Annotated in this window: 17 protein-coding genes; 8 read left to right on the top strand and 9 right to left on the bottom strand. The window is 66.4% G+C overall.

Annotated features, from left to right (window positions below):
* Positions 1 to 45 precede the first annotated feature (45 nt).
* Positions 46 to 954: an EamA family transporter gene (locus tag ACWEO2_RS28750; RefSeq protein ID WP_452408179.1), complete on the top strand. Its 909-nt coding sequence runs from the start codon at positions 46 to 48 to the stop codon at positions 952 to 954.
* Positions 955 to 957: 3 nt separating this feature from the next.
* On the opposite strand, the gene ACWEO2_RS28745 is transcribed toward ACWEO2_RS28750, so the two are convergent.
* Positions 958 to 1,887, bottom strand: coding sequence for a QcrA and Rieske domain-containing protein (locus tag ACWEO2_RS28745; protein ID WP_452408178.1), 930 nt, complete (start codon positions 1,885 to 1,887; stop codon positions 958 to 960).
* Positions 1,888 to 2,114: 227 nt separating this feature from the next.
* On the opposite strand from ACWEO2_RS28745, the gene ACWEO2_RS28740 reads away from it, so the two are divergent.
* From ACWEO2_RS28740 to ACWEO2_RS28730, 3 genes are all read left to right on the top strand, one after another.
* The gene (locus ACWEO2_RS28740) at positions 2,115 to 3,023 is read left to right on the top strand and encodes an NADP-dependent oxidoreductase (RefSeq protein ID WP_452408177.1); all 909 of its coding nucleotides are present in this window, start codon (positions 2,115 to 2,117) and stop codon (positions 3,021 to 3,023) included.
* 100 nt (positions 3,024 to 3,123) lie between these two features.
* Entirely contained in the window at positions 3,124 to 3,837 is a 714-nt protein-coding gene (locus tag ACWEO2_RS28735) for a helix-turn-helix domain-containing protein (RefSeq protein WP_452408176.1), read from the top strand.
* Between the two features lie 223 nt (positions 3,838 to 4,060).
* Complete coding sequence (locus ACWEO2_RS28730; protein ID WP_354958157.1) at positions 4,061 to 4,447, top strand: META domain-containing protein; 387 nt, start codon at positions 4,061 to 4,063, stop codon at positions 4,445 to 4,447.
* Between the two features lie 8 nt (positions 4,448 to 4,455).
* On the opposite strand, the gene ACWEO2_RS28725 is transcribed toward ACWEO2_RS28730, so the two are convergent.
* Together ACWEO2_RS28725 and ACWEO2_RS28720 are read right to left on the bottom strand one after the other, a co-directional pair.
* Positions 4,456 to 5,106 carry a TetR/AcrR family transcriptional regulator gene (locus tag ACWEO2_RS28725; protein ID WP_452408175.1) on the bottom strand — a complete coding sequence of 217 codons (651 nt, stop codon included), beginning with the start codon at positions 5,104 to 5,106 and terminating at the stop codon, positions 4,456 to 4,458.
* Positions 5,106 to 5,789, bottom strand: coding sequence for an SGNH/GDSL hydrolase family protein (locus tag ACWEO2_RS28720; protein WP_452408174.1), 684 nt, complete (start codon positions 5,787 to 5,789; stop codon positions 5,106 to 5,108). The genes ACWEO2_RS28725 and ACWEO2_RS28720 overlap by 1 nt, the downstream gene beginning before the upstream one ends.
* A 456-nt stretch (positions 5,790 to 6,245) precedes the next feature.
* Here ACWEO2_RS28720 and ACWEO2_RS28715 point away from each other — a divergent pair, with 456 nt between their 5' ends.
* On the top strand, positions 6,246 to 6,536 hold the full coding sequence (locus ACWEO2_RS28715) for a hypothetical protein (RefSeq protein WP_354958197.1): 291 nt from the start codon (positions 6,246 to 6,248) through the stop codon (positions 6,534 to 6,536).
* Here the strand turns inward: ACWEO2_RS28715 and ACWEO2_RS28710 are convergent.
* The 3 genes from ACWEO2_RS28710 to ACWEO2_RS28700 are packed head-to-tail and all read right to left on the bottom strand — an operon-like array spanning position 6,533 to position 8,894.
* Positions 6,533 to 7,075: a thioredoxin family protein gene (locus ACWEO2_RS28710; protein ID WP_452408173.1), complete on the bottom strand. Its 543-nt coding sequence runs from the start codon at positions 7,073 to 7,075 to the stop codon at positions 6,533 to 6,535. The genes ACWEO2_RS28715 and ACWEO2_RS28710 overlap by 4 nt on opposite strands.
* A gap of 59 nt (positions 7,076 to 7,134) precedes the next feature.
* A complete protein-coding gene (locus tag ACWEO2_RS28705) occupies positions 7,135 to 8,100 on the bottom strand; it encodes a threonine/serine dehydratase (RefSeq protein WP_452408172.1) in 966 nt (321 codons plus the stop codon).
* Between the two features lie 23 nt (positions 8,101 to 8,123).
* Positions 8,124 to 8,894 carry a dienelactone hydrolase family protein gene (locus ACWEO2_RS28700; protein ID WP_452408171.1) on the bottom strand — a complete coding sequence of 257 codons (771 nt, stop codon included), beginning with the start codon at positions 8,892 to 8,894 and terminating at the stop codon, positions 8,124 to 8,126.
* 175 nt (positions 8,895 to 9,069) lie between these two features.
* Here ACWEO2_RS28700 and ACWEO2_RS28695 point away from each other — a divergent pair, with 175 nt between their 5' ends.
* Together ACWEO2_RS28695 and ACWEO2_RS28690 are read left to right on the top strand one after the other, a co-directional pair.
* Entirely contained in the window at positions 9,070 to 9,558 is a 489-nt protein-coding gene (locus ACWEO2_RS28695) for a hypothetical protein (protein WP_452408170.1), read from the top strand.
* Positions 9,559 to 9,909: 351 nt separating this feature from the next.
* Entirely contained in the window at positions 9,910 to 10,620 is a 711-nt protein-coding gene (locus ACWEO2_RS28690; RefSeq protein WP_452408169.1) for a helix-turn-helix domain-containing protein, read from the top strand.
* Positions 10,621 to 10,635: 15 nt separating this feature from the next.
* On the opposite strand, the gene ACWEO2_RS28685 is transcribed toward ACWEO2_RS28690, so the two are convergent.
* The 3 genes from ACWEO2_RS28685 to ACWEO2_RS28675 form a co-directional block, all read right to left on the bottom strand.
* Positions 10,636 to 11,031, bottom strand: coding sequence for a VOC family protein (locus tag ACWEO2_RS28685; RefSeq protein WP_452408168.1), 396 nt, complete (start codon positions 11,029 to 11,031; stop codon positions 10,636 to 10,638).
* Positions 11,032 to 11,079: 48 nt separating this feature from the next.
* Complete coding sequence (locus tag ACWEO2_RS28680) at positions 11,080 to 11,493, bottom strand: arsenate reductase ArsC (protein ID WP_354958148.1); 414 nt, start codon at positions 11,491 to 11,493, stop codon at positions 11,080 to 11,082.
* 325 nt (positions 11,494 to 11,818) lie between these two features.
* Complete coding sequence (locus tag ACWEO2_RS28675) at positions 11,819 to 12,727, bottom strand: oxygenase MpaB family protein (protein ID WP_452408167.1); 909 nt, start codon at positions 12,725 to 12,727, stop codon at positions 11,819 to 11,821.
* A gap of 132 nt (positions 12,728 to 12,859) precedes the next feature.
* Between ACWEO2_RS28675 and ACWEO2_RS28670 the strand changes: the two genes are divergently transcribed.
* On the top strand, positions 12,860 to 13,606 hold the full coding sequence (locus tag ACWEO2_RS28670) for an SIR2 family NAD-dependent protein deacylase (RefSeq protein WP_452408166.1): 747 nt from the start codon (positions 12,860 to 12,862) through the stop codon (positions 13,604 to 13,606).
* Positions 13,607 to 13,875: the final 269 nt, after the last annotated feature.

Below are 13,875 nucleotides of genomic sequence, written 5' to 3'. Positions count from 1 at the left end.
ATGCGGATGATGGAAAGTCGGGGTTTTGTCGATGGAGGGTGTCGCGTGGTCGCGATCGATTTCGAACGGAATGTGCAATCGGCGCGGCCGCTGACGGCTGTGCGCGCGATGAGCCTGCGTGGGCTCGGCGGGGTGCCGCCGACGGCCTTGGTGCTGATCGGGATCGTGAGCGTGCAGGTCGGCGCGGCGCTGGCCAAACAGCTGTTCAGCGCGACCGGTGCCGCGGGCGCGGTGACGCTGCGGCTGTTCTTCGCCGGGATCGTGCTGTTGGTCGTCTGGCGGTCCGGGCTGCGGATCGAGCGGCGCGCGCTGCCGGTGGTGCTCGGCTACGGCGCGGTGCTCGCCGTCATGAATCTATGTTTCTACCAGGCCATCGACCGAATTCCGCTCGGTATGGCGACGACCCTCGAATTCCTCGGGCCGCTCAGCGTCGCCCTGGCTGGCTCGCGGCGGTGGGCCGATCCGGTGTGGGCGGTGCTCGCTGGCGCGGGGGTGCTGCTGCTGACCAGGACGGGCGGGCAGGTGGCGTGGTCCGGAGTGCTGTTCGCCCTGGCCGCCGGAGCGTGCTGGGCGGGCTACATCCTGCTCAGCGCCGCACTCGGCGACCGCACCAGCGGCGGCGGAGGCCTGGCCATTGCGATGGCATTCGGCGGTGTGCTCATGGTCCCGGTCGGCATCGCCGAGGCGGGTACCACGCTGTTCCACCCCTCCGTCCTCGCCGCCGGATTCGCCGTCGCGATGCTGTCGTCGGTGCTGCCGTATTCGGTGGAACTCGAAGCGCTGCGGCGCATTCCACCGCGTGTCTTCGGCGTACTGATGAGCCTCGAACCTGCGGCCGCCGCACTCGCCGGACTGATCGTCCTCGGGCAGATCATGAATCCCGGGCAATGGACCGGTGTCATCTGCGTGGTGGCCGCCTCCATCGGAGCGACCCGAACCGCTCGGCGAAAGTAGCCGTCAGCAGCCCGCGCTACCCGGGGCGAAGAACGGTATCTCACACCACAACGGTTTGATCACCGGCGGCGTTGCCGGTGCGCCCGCCACGATCCAGTCGCCCTGTACCGACACCTCACGGCGCGACAGCGGCTCGTTGGCCGGGCCGGTGGCGACGGAGCCGTCGAGATGGAATTTGCTGCCGTGACAAGGGCAGTTGATGGTGCCGCCCGCGATTTCGTTGAGGGCACAGCCCTGATGCGTGCAGATCACCGAGAAGCCCTGGTAGTTACCGGGATTCGGTTGGGTGAGCACGGTATCGCCGAGAATGAGCCCGGAGCCGACCGGTACGTCGGAGGCGCGGGCCAGCGCGTTCTCGGGTGCGCCCGGTTCGATGACCTGCTGGGCCGGTGCGGGTTGTTCCTGGACCTGCTGCTCGGCAGCGGGCAGCGGGGCGAACGCGCCCGCGACGATCCATTCCCCCTGTACAGAGATGGTGCGTGCGGCCAACGGCCGGGTGGCCGGACCGGTGGCGACGGATCCGTCGAGGTTGAATCTGCTGCCGTGACAAGGGCAGTTGATGGTGCCGCCGCTGATCGCGTTGACAGCACAGCCCGCATGCGGGCAGATCACCGAAAAAGCTTGGTAATTACCGGGGCTTGGCTGGGTGACGACGGTATCGCCGAGCAGCACGCCGGAGCCGATCGGCACATCGGAGGTGCGTGTGAGCGCGGTGCCCGGCGCCGGTTCGGGGCCCGCCTGCACCTGCTCGGTCGGCGGTGGTGGTGGTTCGGCGCTGGGAGCGGCGGCGACCGAACTCGATGTTGTCGCTGGCGTCGCGGTGGAAGTGGTTGTCGGCGTTGACGAGCGCTCGCTCGTCGAGCAGGCCGCGACAACTGCCGCGGCCCCTGCTCCGATGACGATTGTTCGACGGTTGAAGTGTTCGGCACTCATCGCGACCTCGGCGTTCTCGACACATTGTGCTATGTGTTACGAGATGGCCGCCGATTCGGTTCGAGGTCGTTTCGGATTCACATGAACATTGGCGCTGCCTCCGCCCGGTTGAGACTGGGACCGGGCGGGGCAGCTATCGGTCATTGAACGGAACACTCCTGAGATCAGGGCTGGTGTTCTATGAGACTCTGCTGAGAAAATTCTGATCCTGCACGTAGGCTGAGGCGATGCGGGCGATTGCGTACTACGAACTCGGTGGGCCGGAGGTACTGCAGGTCGTTGACATCCCGATTCCGCAACCGCGTGCTGGTCAGGTCCGGGTTGCGGTGCGGGCCACCGCGGTTAATCCGGCGGATTGGAAGATTCGTTCCGGCGCACTGTCTTTCGGTGAGCCGGTCTTCCCACAGTATCCGGGTGGTGAGATCGCGGGTGTGGTCGATGCGGTCGGTCCCGAGGTGACCGAGGTGGCGGTCGGCGATGAGGTGCTGGGCTGGGCCGTCGCGGCCTACGCCGAATACGCGATCAGCACCGCCGTCGCCGCGAAACCGCCGGAATTGTCCTGGGTCGATGCCGCATCGCTCCCGGTCGCGGTCTCGACCGCGGCGAAGGCATTGGCCGCATTGAAATTACAACCGGATGAGACAGTGCTGATCAATGGTGCCGCCGGTGCGGTGGGGTCGATGGCCGTGCAACTGGCGGTAGCCGATGGTGCCACCGTAATAGGGACGGCCTCGGCGGCCAATCAGGACATTGTTCGCGAACTCGGCGCGATCCCGACCACATATGGTGACGGTGTTTCCGGTCGTGTGCGAGCTCTAGCCCCCGATGGCATCGATGCGGTCTTCGACGCGGCCGGACACGGTGTGCTGCCTGCCGCCGTCGAACTGCGCGGCGGCACTGATCGAATCGTGACGATCGTGGATCCGGCCGCACTGGAACTCGGCATCACCTTCCTCACCGGCGGCGGTGGCCCGCGGCCCACTGAACTTCTGCATCAGGTCGCCGAGCGGGTCGCCAGTGGCGCATTCCGGCTGTCCGGACCGGCGCGGACATTCCGGCTCGAAGAGGCGGCGGCCGCGCAGGAGGACAGCGAAAAGGGGCGCGGTCCAGGCAAGGTCGTGCTTACTGTGAGCTGAGCGTCGCAGAACGCCTTGTTGCGAACGACAGTGGGCGTAGCATCTTCTCTTGCCGTGTTGTGCCGACGTGCGGCCGCGGTGCGGAGGAAGGCGGGGCGCGATGGCCGAGAGTCCATCGGCTGACGGAGCGGGCCGTGGGGTGCTCGATGCCGGTTTCCAGATACTGGAGGCGATTTCGGCGGCGCCGGAGGGCTGCGGGCTGTCGCAGCTGGCCAGGTCCACCGGGTTGGCGAAGGCCACCGCGTACCGATTGGCCGAGCAGCTGGTGGTGCTCGGCGCGGTGCAGCGGGTGGAACAGCGGTATTTCGTCGGCGAGCGGATGGCGGAGCTCGGTCGGCACTGGCAGGCCGCGCCGCGGCTGCGCCGGGCCGCGCAACGACCGGCCCGGGTGTTGGCGGCTCTGACGAATTCGACTGTCGCGGTTTGTGTTCTCGACGTGGGCGAGGTCCGGCTGGTGGCCGGGGTCAAGGGCGCGGAATTCTTTCTCAACACCACCGCTGATCCCGATGTGGTGTATCGGACCGCAATGGTGCAGGTGCTCTTCGCGGGACGTGCCGACAATACCGTCCCGCCACCGACCTATTCGGCCGCCGAATGGCATCGCGTGCGCACCCGAATTGCTGATGCTGGAATGGTTTCCGTCGACCACCACGATCTGATCGCCGGAATATGTTGTGCCGCAGCAGCAATCCGTCAACCCGGCGTCTGCGATGTGGCAGCCATCGCTTGTATGTCACTGTCGCAACAGTTTCCGCCGAATCTGCCGGGCCTGGTCGCACGCGCCGCGCGCGAAATCGAGAAGAATCTGCGCTGATCGGTTCGCTCAGTGGACCGGGTCATTTCTGCCCGCGGGGGCGGCAATCAGGATAGGTGGGCCGTCGTACGCCGTGAGTAGGGGCTGATCCACCAAATGACAGTATCGCGTAGCGATTCGATAAGGGGGTGGTGGTCGGGTGACGGGTGGGCCAGTATCGCGTAGCGATTCGATAAGGGGTGGTGGTCGCGTGACGGGTGGGCCAGTAGCGCGTGGCGATTCGATGAGGGGTGGTCGGGCAATGGGTGGGCACGACTGCGAGCTGTGGGGTCACCGCTACGTCTCCTCGTCGGTAACCGAGAACGGCCGACCACGATTCCTGGTCCGCGGCACCCGGATCACCCTGTGGTTCGTCGACGAAACCCAGCGCCTGTCCGCCCACGCGGGCGGCAATACCGTGATGTTCGAGGTGGATGTCGATGACGGCGTCCTGAAGACCCGCTCCCCCTTCAGCACCGTCCTGTCCTATCCGCGGGAAGTCACCAACCAGGACACCTGGCTCACCGAATTCCTCCTGCTCGCCCCCGCCTGGACCGCCATCGACGGCACCCTCATCCTCACCGACGACCGAACTCGCATCGAACTGGAGCAAACCGCCGATCGCCCCTGATCGACGGATCACGCCGGTGGGTTGAGAAAGCCCTCGACCACCCGGCGGACCTTGTGCACCACATCGGCATCGCCGAGCCGCAGAGCGGTATTGGCCGAGCACAGGACGGCGTCGATCTGGAAGGCGGCGAAATCGGTATCCAGGTCCACGATTTCGCCGGCATCGACGGCGTAGCGGAGTTCGCGGGCGATAGTGGCCATCCAGTCCCGCTGGTCGCGGACCAGGGCGTCGCGGACCGGTCCTGGATGGCTGTCGAAATCCGCCATATTGGCGACGCGGTAGCAGCCGCCCGCGAACAGCGGTGTCTCGGCGTAGCCGATCCAGTGCTCGATCAGCGAGCGAAGGCGTTGCACCCCATGGGGCTGTGCGCGTGCGGGACGGATGACGGCATCGATGAACATCTCGCGGGCCAGGTCGAGTGCCGCGAGCTGCAGGGCTTCCTTGGTCTTGAACAGCGTCTGCACACCCGCCTTGCTGAGGCCGGTATCGGTCGCTAGTTTGCCGAAGCTCAAGCCGTCGAGACCGTCGAGGGAGGCGGTGTCGACGGCCTGGCGGAGCACGAGCTGGCGACTGCGCGCGCCGCGCTGTAGACGCTTGTCCTCGGGCCCGCCCGCTACCGGGCCACCACCCCTTACCGAATCGCTTCGTGATGCTGGCATCATGCAGGTACTCGCTTACCGAGTTGGTGTGCAAGGGATTTGACGACCTCGGCCGCCATGACGGCCTGTCCCGAGGTCGAGAAGTGGATGCGGTCCGCGCTCAATAGATTCGCGCGGTCGTTGATCGGGTGATCCCACATGTCGATGACCAGTGCGCCGTACTCGGCGGCGAGGCGGCGAGTGATGTCGTTGACCAGCCGCACCCGCTCGCGCCAATCCGAAAAGACCGGCACGACATAGGCTCTGCCCAAGGTGAAGGTCATCAGCTGGGCTCCGGTTCCGGCGGCGAACCGGTACATCGCGCGCAATGTCTGCTCGATTTCGGCGAAATCCGGTGTGCGCCGGACGATATCGTTCGCACCCGATGGCACGTGGAGCAGATCGGGCGCGAACTCGGCCAGCTGATCGGCTTGGTGCCGCATGATCTGGGCCGTCGTCGCCCCATCCTGTGCGGTGTTGCGGTATGTCAGGTCGGGATGTACCCGGCGCAGCGTATCCGCCACGCGATCGGCCCACCCCATGCTGGCGTAGCCCGGGCTCGGATCGCCGGTCCCGGCCGAAAGACTGTCGCCGATCACCGCGAACCGGCGCCACGGTGCGTCGAAGAGCAGCGCGGCCGCGTCCAGCGGAGACAGGCAGAACGGATCGGTTTCCTCGGTGGGCGGGAGCGTCGCCGTCGTCATAGATTAAAGAATACGTCCGATCGTATGTTTAAGCAAGGGAGTCGGAGGGCACCGCCGCATGCAGCAGATCGCGCAGTGTCTCCTGCTGGGTGACCGTGGCGACCGCACGGCTGCCGCGAAAGCCGATCGTCCTCGGCTTGATCGCGGTAGCGATCGTCGAGAATCTGGGTTCGGCTCTCGCGCCGAACTATTCGAACCCTGCTGCTGGCCGGGTTCGCTGTCGCAACGTCTTTCGCCGTCGCGATCGCCACGGTCACTTCGAGCGTCCGCACGGTGTTCGGTCTGCTGCTCGCGCTGCGCATGCTGCGGCATGATGGCGAACCGGTGCTGAAATTCAGCTGAACCGGTATGCCGATGAATCTGGTTGCTGCACAATCTGTCTCGAGCCGAGACGCTATTATCTGGCTAGGCGCTCTACGGCGTCGCCGATATCAGAAGAGGGGTACGACTGTGAGCATGATACTCGCCGCGGCACATGACACCTATGGAGCAGTCCTGGCCCAACTCGGCAACCCGACACCGGAGGCGCCACCCCTCGCGAACAAAATCCTGCAGATGGTGCGCTATTTCACGTGGTTCATTCTGCTGGCCGGCGTCACCGCCATCACCTACGCGGGCGGTCGGTTCGCCTGGGAGAAGTGGTCCGGCGGCGGCCTGCAGTCACCGAAGATGGTGGCGGGAGCCATGATCGGCGGTGTCGTTGCGACCAGCGCGGGCACGATCATGAATGCGGTGATCGGTACCTAGGCCCGCCATTTAATGGAGCAGCCCATGCTCGGCCGATGCGGTTCGGGCACGGCTGCTCCGGCGAGCACATTCTCGATCGCGGCGCGTAATTCATTGCCGGTCACCGGTTTACCGTTGCCCGGCGTGGATTCGTCGAATGCGCCGCGGTAGGCGAGTTCGAGGCGCGCATCGTAGAGGAAGAAGTCCGGCGTGCACGCGGCGCTGAAGGCCCGCCCCACCTGCTGGGATTCGTCGATCAGGTAGGGGAACTTCCAACCGGCGCGGTCGGCTTGGGCGCGCAGCCCTTCCGGTGCGTCGTCCGGGTAGGCGTCGGCGTCATTGGTGCAGATCGCGACCGTCGGGATCGCCAGTGTGCCGAGTACCTCGCCGAGCTTCGACTCGATATGCCGCACGTACGGGCAGTGATTGCAGGCGAAGATGACCAGGAGTCCGGGACCGGCGGTGTAGTCGGGCCTGGCGTGGGTGTGACCGTCGAGATCGGGTAGCGCGAAGTCCGGCGCGGGCGTTCCGACCGGGACCATGAGGGATTGGACCGACATGAGGTGCCTCCATCCGAGTCGATATCGAGCTTAGTGCCCCGGCCCGAGCTCGACCCGATTTACTGCGCCAGGTCCGCTGGATCGGTATTCGCGCCGCACAGCACGACACAGATCCGCTCGCCGGGTTGGGCGCGGTAGGCACCGTCAGCGGTGGTCAGGGCCGCGAGCGCGGTCGCGGCGCCGTGTTCCACCGCCAGGCGGCGGTCGTGCCACAGTTTTCTGCGGGTCGCGATGATGTCCCGATCGGGGACGAGGACCGAGGTGACGTCGTAATTCCGTGCCGCGTGCAGCGCCAGTTCGGTGGCGCGGCGGGCGCCGAGGGAATCGGCGGCGACCGAGTCGACCGGTGCGTCGACGATCTGCCCGGCCGCAATCGCGGCGTGCAGGGCCCGGCAGTTCTGCGGTTCCACCGCGATCGTCCTTACGCCATAGTGCGCCGCTGCCGTGGCGATTCCGGCGAACAGACCGCCGCCGCCGACCGCGACGACGACGGTGTCCAACCGGGGGTTCTGCCGGTGGATCTCCATCATCAAGGTGCCTGCACCGGCCGCGATATACGGGTTGTCGTAGGCGTGGGAGCGCAGCGCGCCGCTGGTGTCGGCGTATTCGTGACAGGCCGCGAGTGCGTCGGCGTACTCGGCACCGACCAGGCGCACGTCCGCGCCGTAGCCGCGCAGTCGCTCGACCTTAACGGCCGGGGCGGTGGTCGGGAGGAATACCGTCGCCCGAACACCCTGCCCGCGTGCTGCCCACGCGCACGCAAGCCCTGCGTTCCCGCCCGAGGCGATGGTCACGCCCGCGTCGGGTAGCGTCCCGTCATCGCGGTGCGCCTGGATGAAGTTCTGCGCCCCACGGGCTTTGAACGATCCGGTGTGCTGCATGAACTCCAGCGCCAGCCACAGCTCAGCCGGTCCGGATCCGGTCGTCGCGACCGCGTCACTGTCCCCAGGGACGATGGCGACCGGCCGTACCCGACCGGCGATCCGATCGGCGGCGGCCTTCACGTCCTCGTAGCTCAACTCCATCTGCACTCCTCCGCGTTGTCCCTTCATCTTGCCTGCTGGGCCCGCCGCAGCAGCGCGAGGAGATCCGCGAGGTGGCGGTCGTAGGCCGCCTGATCGAAGACGGGCGTGTCACGCATGGTGAAGCCGTGGCGGGTATTCGGGTAGACCACCGAGGTGTAATGCACATGCGCGGCGTCGAGCGCCTTGTCGAGACGGGCGATCTGCTCCGGCGGCATCGAATCATCCTGGCTCGCGTGCGCGATCAACAGTTCGGCGGTAATGCCGGCGGCGGCGTGATGCGGACTGTCGGGTTGGTCGTCCACGGCCAGGCGGCCGCCGTGGAAACTCGCCGCCGCGGCAATGCGATTCCCGAATGCGCCCGCGGTGCGCAAGGCGAGTCTGCCGCCCATGCAGTATCCGGTAACCGCCACCGGACCCGGCGCAACGAACTCGGCGGCGCTGAGCCAATCGAGATAGGTTTGTGCGTCTGCCAACGCTTTGTCGGGCGTGCACGCAGCCCGCACCGGGCCCAGTGCGGCAAAGAATTTCGCGTGCCCGGCCGGGTCGGTGGATTCGGGCATCGGAAGCACGGGGGCGCGCCCGGATCGGTAGAAAACATTGGGCGCCAACACGGTGAACCCATTGGCCGCGATGGCTTCGATCATTTCGCGCAGGTACGGGCGCAGGCCGTAGGCGTCCATGTAGAACAGCACGCCGGGATGGGGTCCGCCGTCATCGGGTCGGGCCAGGTAGGAGTCGGCATTGCCATCGGCGGTGCGGACATCGAGCGTGCTGAATGCGACGGGCATCGTCATGGAGTAGTTCCTTCGAGGCGAATGGCGGCGAGAGCTACGCCGACCAGTATCGCGCCATCCGGATTTTCGATTTCGGCCGAGTCCTCTTATTTGCAAACAAATTGCCGATTTCGCGCCATGTAGTCTGCGTCCATCTGGAAGTTGTAGTCATGCTCTGTCGAAGAGAGGTTGACCTGTGAAACTGATCTGGATGACGGTGACGGCCTCGCTGGCCGTGGCCGTGGCGGGGTGTTCCGATGACAAGTCCCCGACGGCGGCAACGGAATCGTCGGCCGTGTCGGAATCGAGTTCGGTGAGCGCGATGCCCGCCGCGACCGAACACGAGGAACCCGGCGGCGGTGTGCGAATTCCGCTGGGGGAGACCAAGAAAGTGCCCATTCCCGCCGATGCCGTGATGGATATCAGGGTGCCCGTCGACTGGGCCGCCGCGACCACGAGTCTGCGCTGCACCGTCACCGACAGCACCGGCCGCAATGAAGACCTACGTTCGACCAATACGAACAAACCGGAAAATATCGGCGGGAAAGAGTGGATGACACTATGGACCTTTTCCTCGCCACCGGGTGCCGAGGTCACTGTGGGATGCAAGGATCCGGAGTCGAAAATCGCAGCGGGTGACAATCAGGTGATCCGGGTCATCCCGCGCGGTATCACTCCGCACTGAGCGGTGATTCGACATACCGGCGCCGTGATCGCGCGTGAACTCGAGTCCGCTGGACGCGATGATCGGGCGGCCGAGAACCAATCGAATGTCACTGTCGGTTGGTGACCAAACCCAGCAGGCGCAGGGCGAGTTCGTTGTTGCCGGCTACCCGCACCCGATCGACGACATCCGCTGGATCGAATTTGCGGGTGCCGATGCGGGCCAGGGGCGCAGGTCGGTGGTGCTGGTGGCGTCCGCGTTGCCGATTTCGCCGAGGGTCACGCCCGTCTGTCCGTCGCTGATCGTGATGGCCCCCGCAGAACCGATTGAGGCGCGGCCTTCGGCGTGGGCGGCGCGGGTAGCCTCGGATCCGTGGCAGAGGTGGCGTCGAGGTATCGGGAGCGGCGGTCGCGGCTCACCGATGCCGTGGTGTGGACGAACACCAACGCTACCGGGGCTGCACTGCTGCCGGTGCTGCCTGATGGCTGCATGGATCTGCTGTGGAGCGAAGACAGATTGCTGGTTGCCGGGCCGGATACCCGGGCGTATATGGCCGATGGTGCGGTCGGCAGGCGGTGGGTGGGGATTCGGTTCGCGCCGGGGACCGCACCCGCGCTGCTCGGAGTGCCCGCGCACGTGTTGCGCGACAGGCGGGTCGAGCTGGCCGATCTGTGGTCCGCGGCGACGGCGCGACGGCTCGCGGAACAGATCGGGGCGGCGCGGGATCAGCCCGCCGCGCTGGAGGCGATCGCATTGCGGCGGGCGTACGAGACCGAGCCGCCCGATCCGGTATTGCGGCGGATCGTCGGTGCACTGGATGCCGGATGGTCGGTCGCGGCGACGGCCGACGCCGCCGGGCTCGGTGCGCGGGTGCTGCATCGGCGATCGCTCGCGGCATTCGGCTACGGGCCCAAAACCTTGGCGCGCATTCTGCGACTGCAGCGGGCGCTCGCGGTGGCCCGCAGCGGAGTGCCGCTCGCGGACACCGCATTTCGCACCGGATTCGCCGACCAAGCCCATCTCGCGCGCGATGTGCGCGAACTGGCCGGAATGCCGTTGAGCGAGTTGCTCACTCGCCGCTAGCGCGCGGTTGCCGGATCAACTGGACAGCGGCGCATACAGATCGACGCCAGTGCCGTCCGGATCCAGGATCGTGGCATAGCGCTGGCCCCAGAAGGCGTCCCACGGCTTCAACTCGCCGTGGTAGCCCGCGCCGGTGAGTTCGTCGTAGACCGCATCGACTTCGGCCGGGTCCGCGCACTGGAACGCCAATCCGATCCGGCCCGCCGTCGTCGGTCGCCGCCAGTCGGCGTGGAAGGATTCGATGACCGCCTCGGTATCCAACGTGACCCGCACGCCGCCGGGCAGTGTGGTTTCAACGTGGCCCTCGGTCTCCGCCCCCTCCGGGAACTCGAGACCCAGGCGTCGGTAGAAGGCGAGCGAGGCGGCCATATCGCTGACGACAATGCCGAAGACGTTCAGTTGTGGAGTCATATCCGCAGCGTATGCCGCGCTTCGGCAGGTGTATTGAACAAATCGGACTCAGCAGGCGGTGGCCGGAATCAATTCGGCGATCAGGTTCTCCACCAGGATGCGGATCCGGTCGCGGATCGAGCGGACGATCGCGATGTCCTCGCCGGTCGGATCGGGCAGCATCCAGTCGCGATAGCTGATGCCGGGGAAGAACGGGCATACGTCGCCACAGCCCATGGTGACGACGACATCGGACATGGCCACCGCGTCGACGGTCAGCGCCTTGGGCGCCTGCGCGGAGATGTCGATATCGAGTTCGGCCATGACCGCGACGGCTGTCGGGTTGAGTTCGTCGGCGGGCACGCTGCCCGCGGAACGCACATCGATGCGGTCACCGGCGAGTGTGTCGAGGAATCCGGCGGCCATTTGCGACCGGCCCGCATTGTGGACACAGACGAACAGCACGATGGGCTTGTGAGCCATGCGCGGGAGAACCTTTCAGGCTGGTGTATCGGAGCTTGTGCTGGGCGCGATGTCGGAAATGTCGGGCACAGTTTGCACCGGGTCTGCGTCGTAGGGTGCGTGATACGTATACCAGGACGGGGCGAATGTGTTTCGCGACGAGGGGCCGACTTTGTCCGCCAAGGCATCTCGAGGCGGCTCACTCGAGAGTTGTTGCCACGGGCGGGATATCGACCGAGAAGAAACCGGTCGGTCATGAATTCTGCATTTTGCCTGCATACAGCGGGCCCGCGGTGCCGAACGGCAGCCGCGGGCCCTTCGCTCGTCGCAGCCGAGCGCGTGACACTCACATGGGACGCAGATCGATGACCTTGCGCAGTCGCGCCCGATCGCGCTCCAGCCGACGCGCCTCGTACGCGATCGGGAAGTAGCGCACCCGCTCCGGCAGCAGCGGCACCGTGCGAGCGATGAACCAGCCCAATGCCTTCAGTTTGCGTTCATCGGATGCGGTCCAGGTGAGGCCGAGCTTGCGGCGTGCGGGCTCCGGCGTGGTGCCGACGGTGACAAAGTACTGCAGCCGTCCCACCGGCGATACCACGCGCTGCCACACCGGCCGCAATGCGCGCGGCAGCTGCCGCGGCGGCGCGACGGAGCGGATCACCTTCAGGTAGTCATGTGCGGTGCCGGTCTCCTGCAGGTGGTTGTCGACCATATCCGCGAAGAACTTCTCGAATTCGGCATAGTTCGCCGGAATCTCCTTGGGAGCCACCGAGAAATTGCGCATGAGCTGCACCGTCTCCTGGTAGTACGCCTCCTTCTCGGCCGCGGTGAGCGGGCGGCGGGAGAAGTACTCCGCATTCTCGGTGAAGGCGAAGGTGCCGGTGTGCAGGACCCAGGCCCACGGTCCGGCGGCCAGCGCCGTGTGCCGTACGCCGTCCGGGGTGGTGGTGTTGAGCGAGGCGTGCATCTTGCGCAGCCGATCCGCCTCGGCGATCGCCTCGTCGCCGCCGTAGATCCACATCATCACCGAACCGATGCTGCGCACCGCGCGTCCGAGCGGATCGGTTCGGAAGGTGGAGTGCTCATCGACCACGGCGGAGATGGTCGGCTCCATGGTCTGCAGTAGGAACGCCGAACCGGCCGTCAGGGAGAAGGTGATCAACCCGGTCTCGTCCCACATCCGCGTGCCCGGTGCGAATGGGCGGCGCTGCGGTGCGTTCCCTGAACTGCTGTCGGATGCGACGGCGGTGGTCATTGCGATCTCCCTTGATCGGCCCTTCCAAGAACATGAGAGATTTAGTGTAACAATCTCTCGCGACTCGGCTCGTCGTCGCGGCCAACCGATCACTATGGGCAGGGATCGCGCAGCGCCCTAGGCTGATTCGATATGACGACCGACTGGCGCAAACGTGACGGACGGATCGGCGTGCTCACCGGCGCGGGCATCTCCACCGATTCCGGCATACCGGACTTCCGTGGCCCGCGCGGGGTGTGGACGAAGGATCCCATCGCCGAACTGCTGTCGACCTATGACGCCTACCTCGCCGATCCAGAGCTGCGTAAACGGTCCTGGCTGGCGCGCCGCGACAACCCGGCCTGGCAGGCCGAGCCGAATGCCGCGCACACCGCGCTCGCCGACCTGGAGCGCGCGGGACGCACCATCACGATCATCACCCAGAACATCGACCGGCTGCACCAGCGCGCCGGATCCTCGCCCGGCCGAGTGATCGAGATCCACGGCAATATGTTCGAAGTGGTCTGCGTCGGCTGCGATTACCAGACGACCATGGCCGCCACCCTGGCCCGCGTAGCGACCGGCGAGGCGGATCCGCCGTGCCCGGCCTGCGGCGGCATCCTGAAATCGGCGACCATCATGTTCGGCCAGCAGATGGACCGGCGCACCATGACCAAGGCCGCGCTGACCGCCGAGGCCAGCGATATCTTCCTCGCCATCGGGTCCTCACTGCAGGTGGAGCCCGCCGCGTCGATGTGCGCGATCGCCGTCGACAGCGGCGCGGATCTGGTCATCGTCAATGCCGAGCCCACGCCCTACGACGGCATCGCCACCGAGGTCATCCGCGAACCCATCGGCATCGCGCTGCCGCGCCTGGTATCCGAAATACTGGCTGACTGACTTCGTCTTACGAGCGACGTTCGCGGCCCGTCTTGCGTCCCAGTCGTTGAAGCGCATGCGCGCCAGGTGCGAGTCTCACCACCGGGCGGTGCACCCGGGCGCCGAACTGCTCGCTCGAGGTAACCACAAGGGAGCGAGTCTTACGAGCGACGTTCGCGGCCCGTCTTGCGTCCGAGTCGTTGAAGCGCATGCGCGCCAGGTGCGAGTCTCACCACCGGGCGGTGCACCCGGGCGCCGAACTGCTCGCTCGAGGTAACCACAAGGGAGCG

It is taken from the genome of Nocardia sp. NPDC004278, assembly GCF_053602975.1.
The sequence above is the reverse complement of the archived record's forward strand: the minus strand, read 5'-3'. Positions and strand labels throughout refer to the sequence as shown.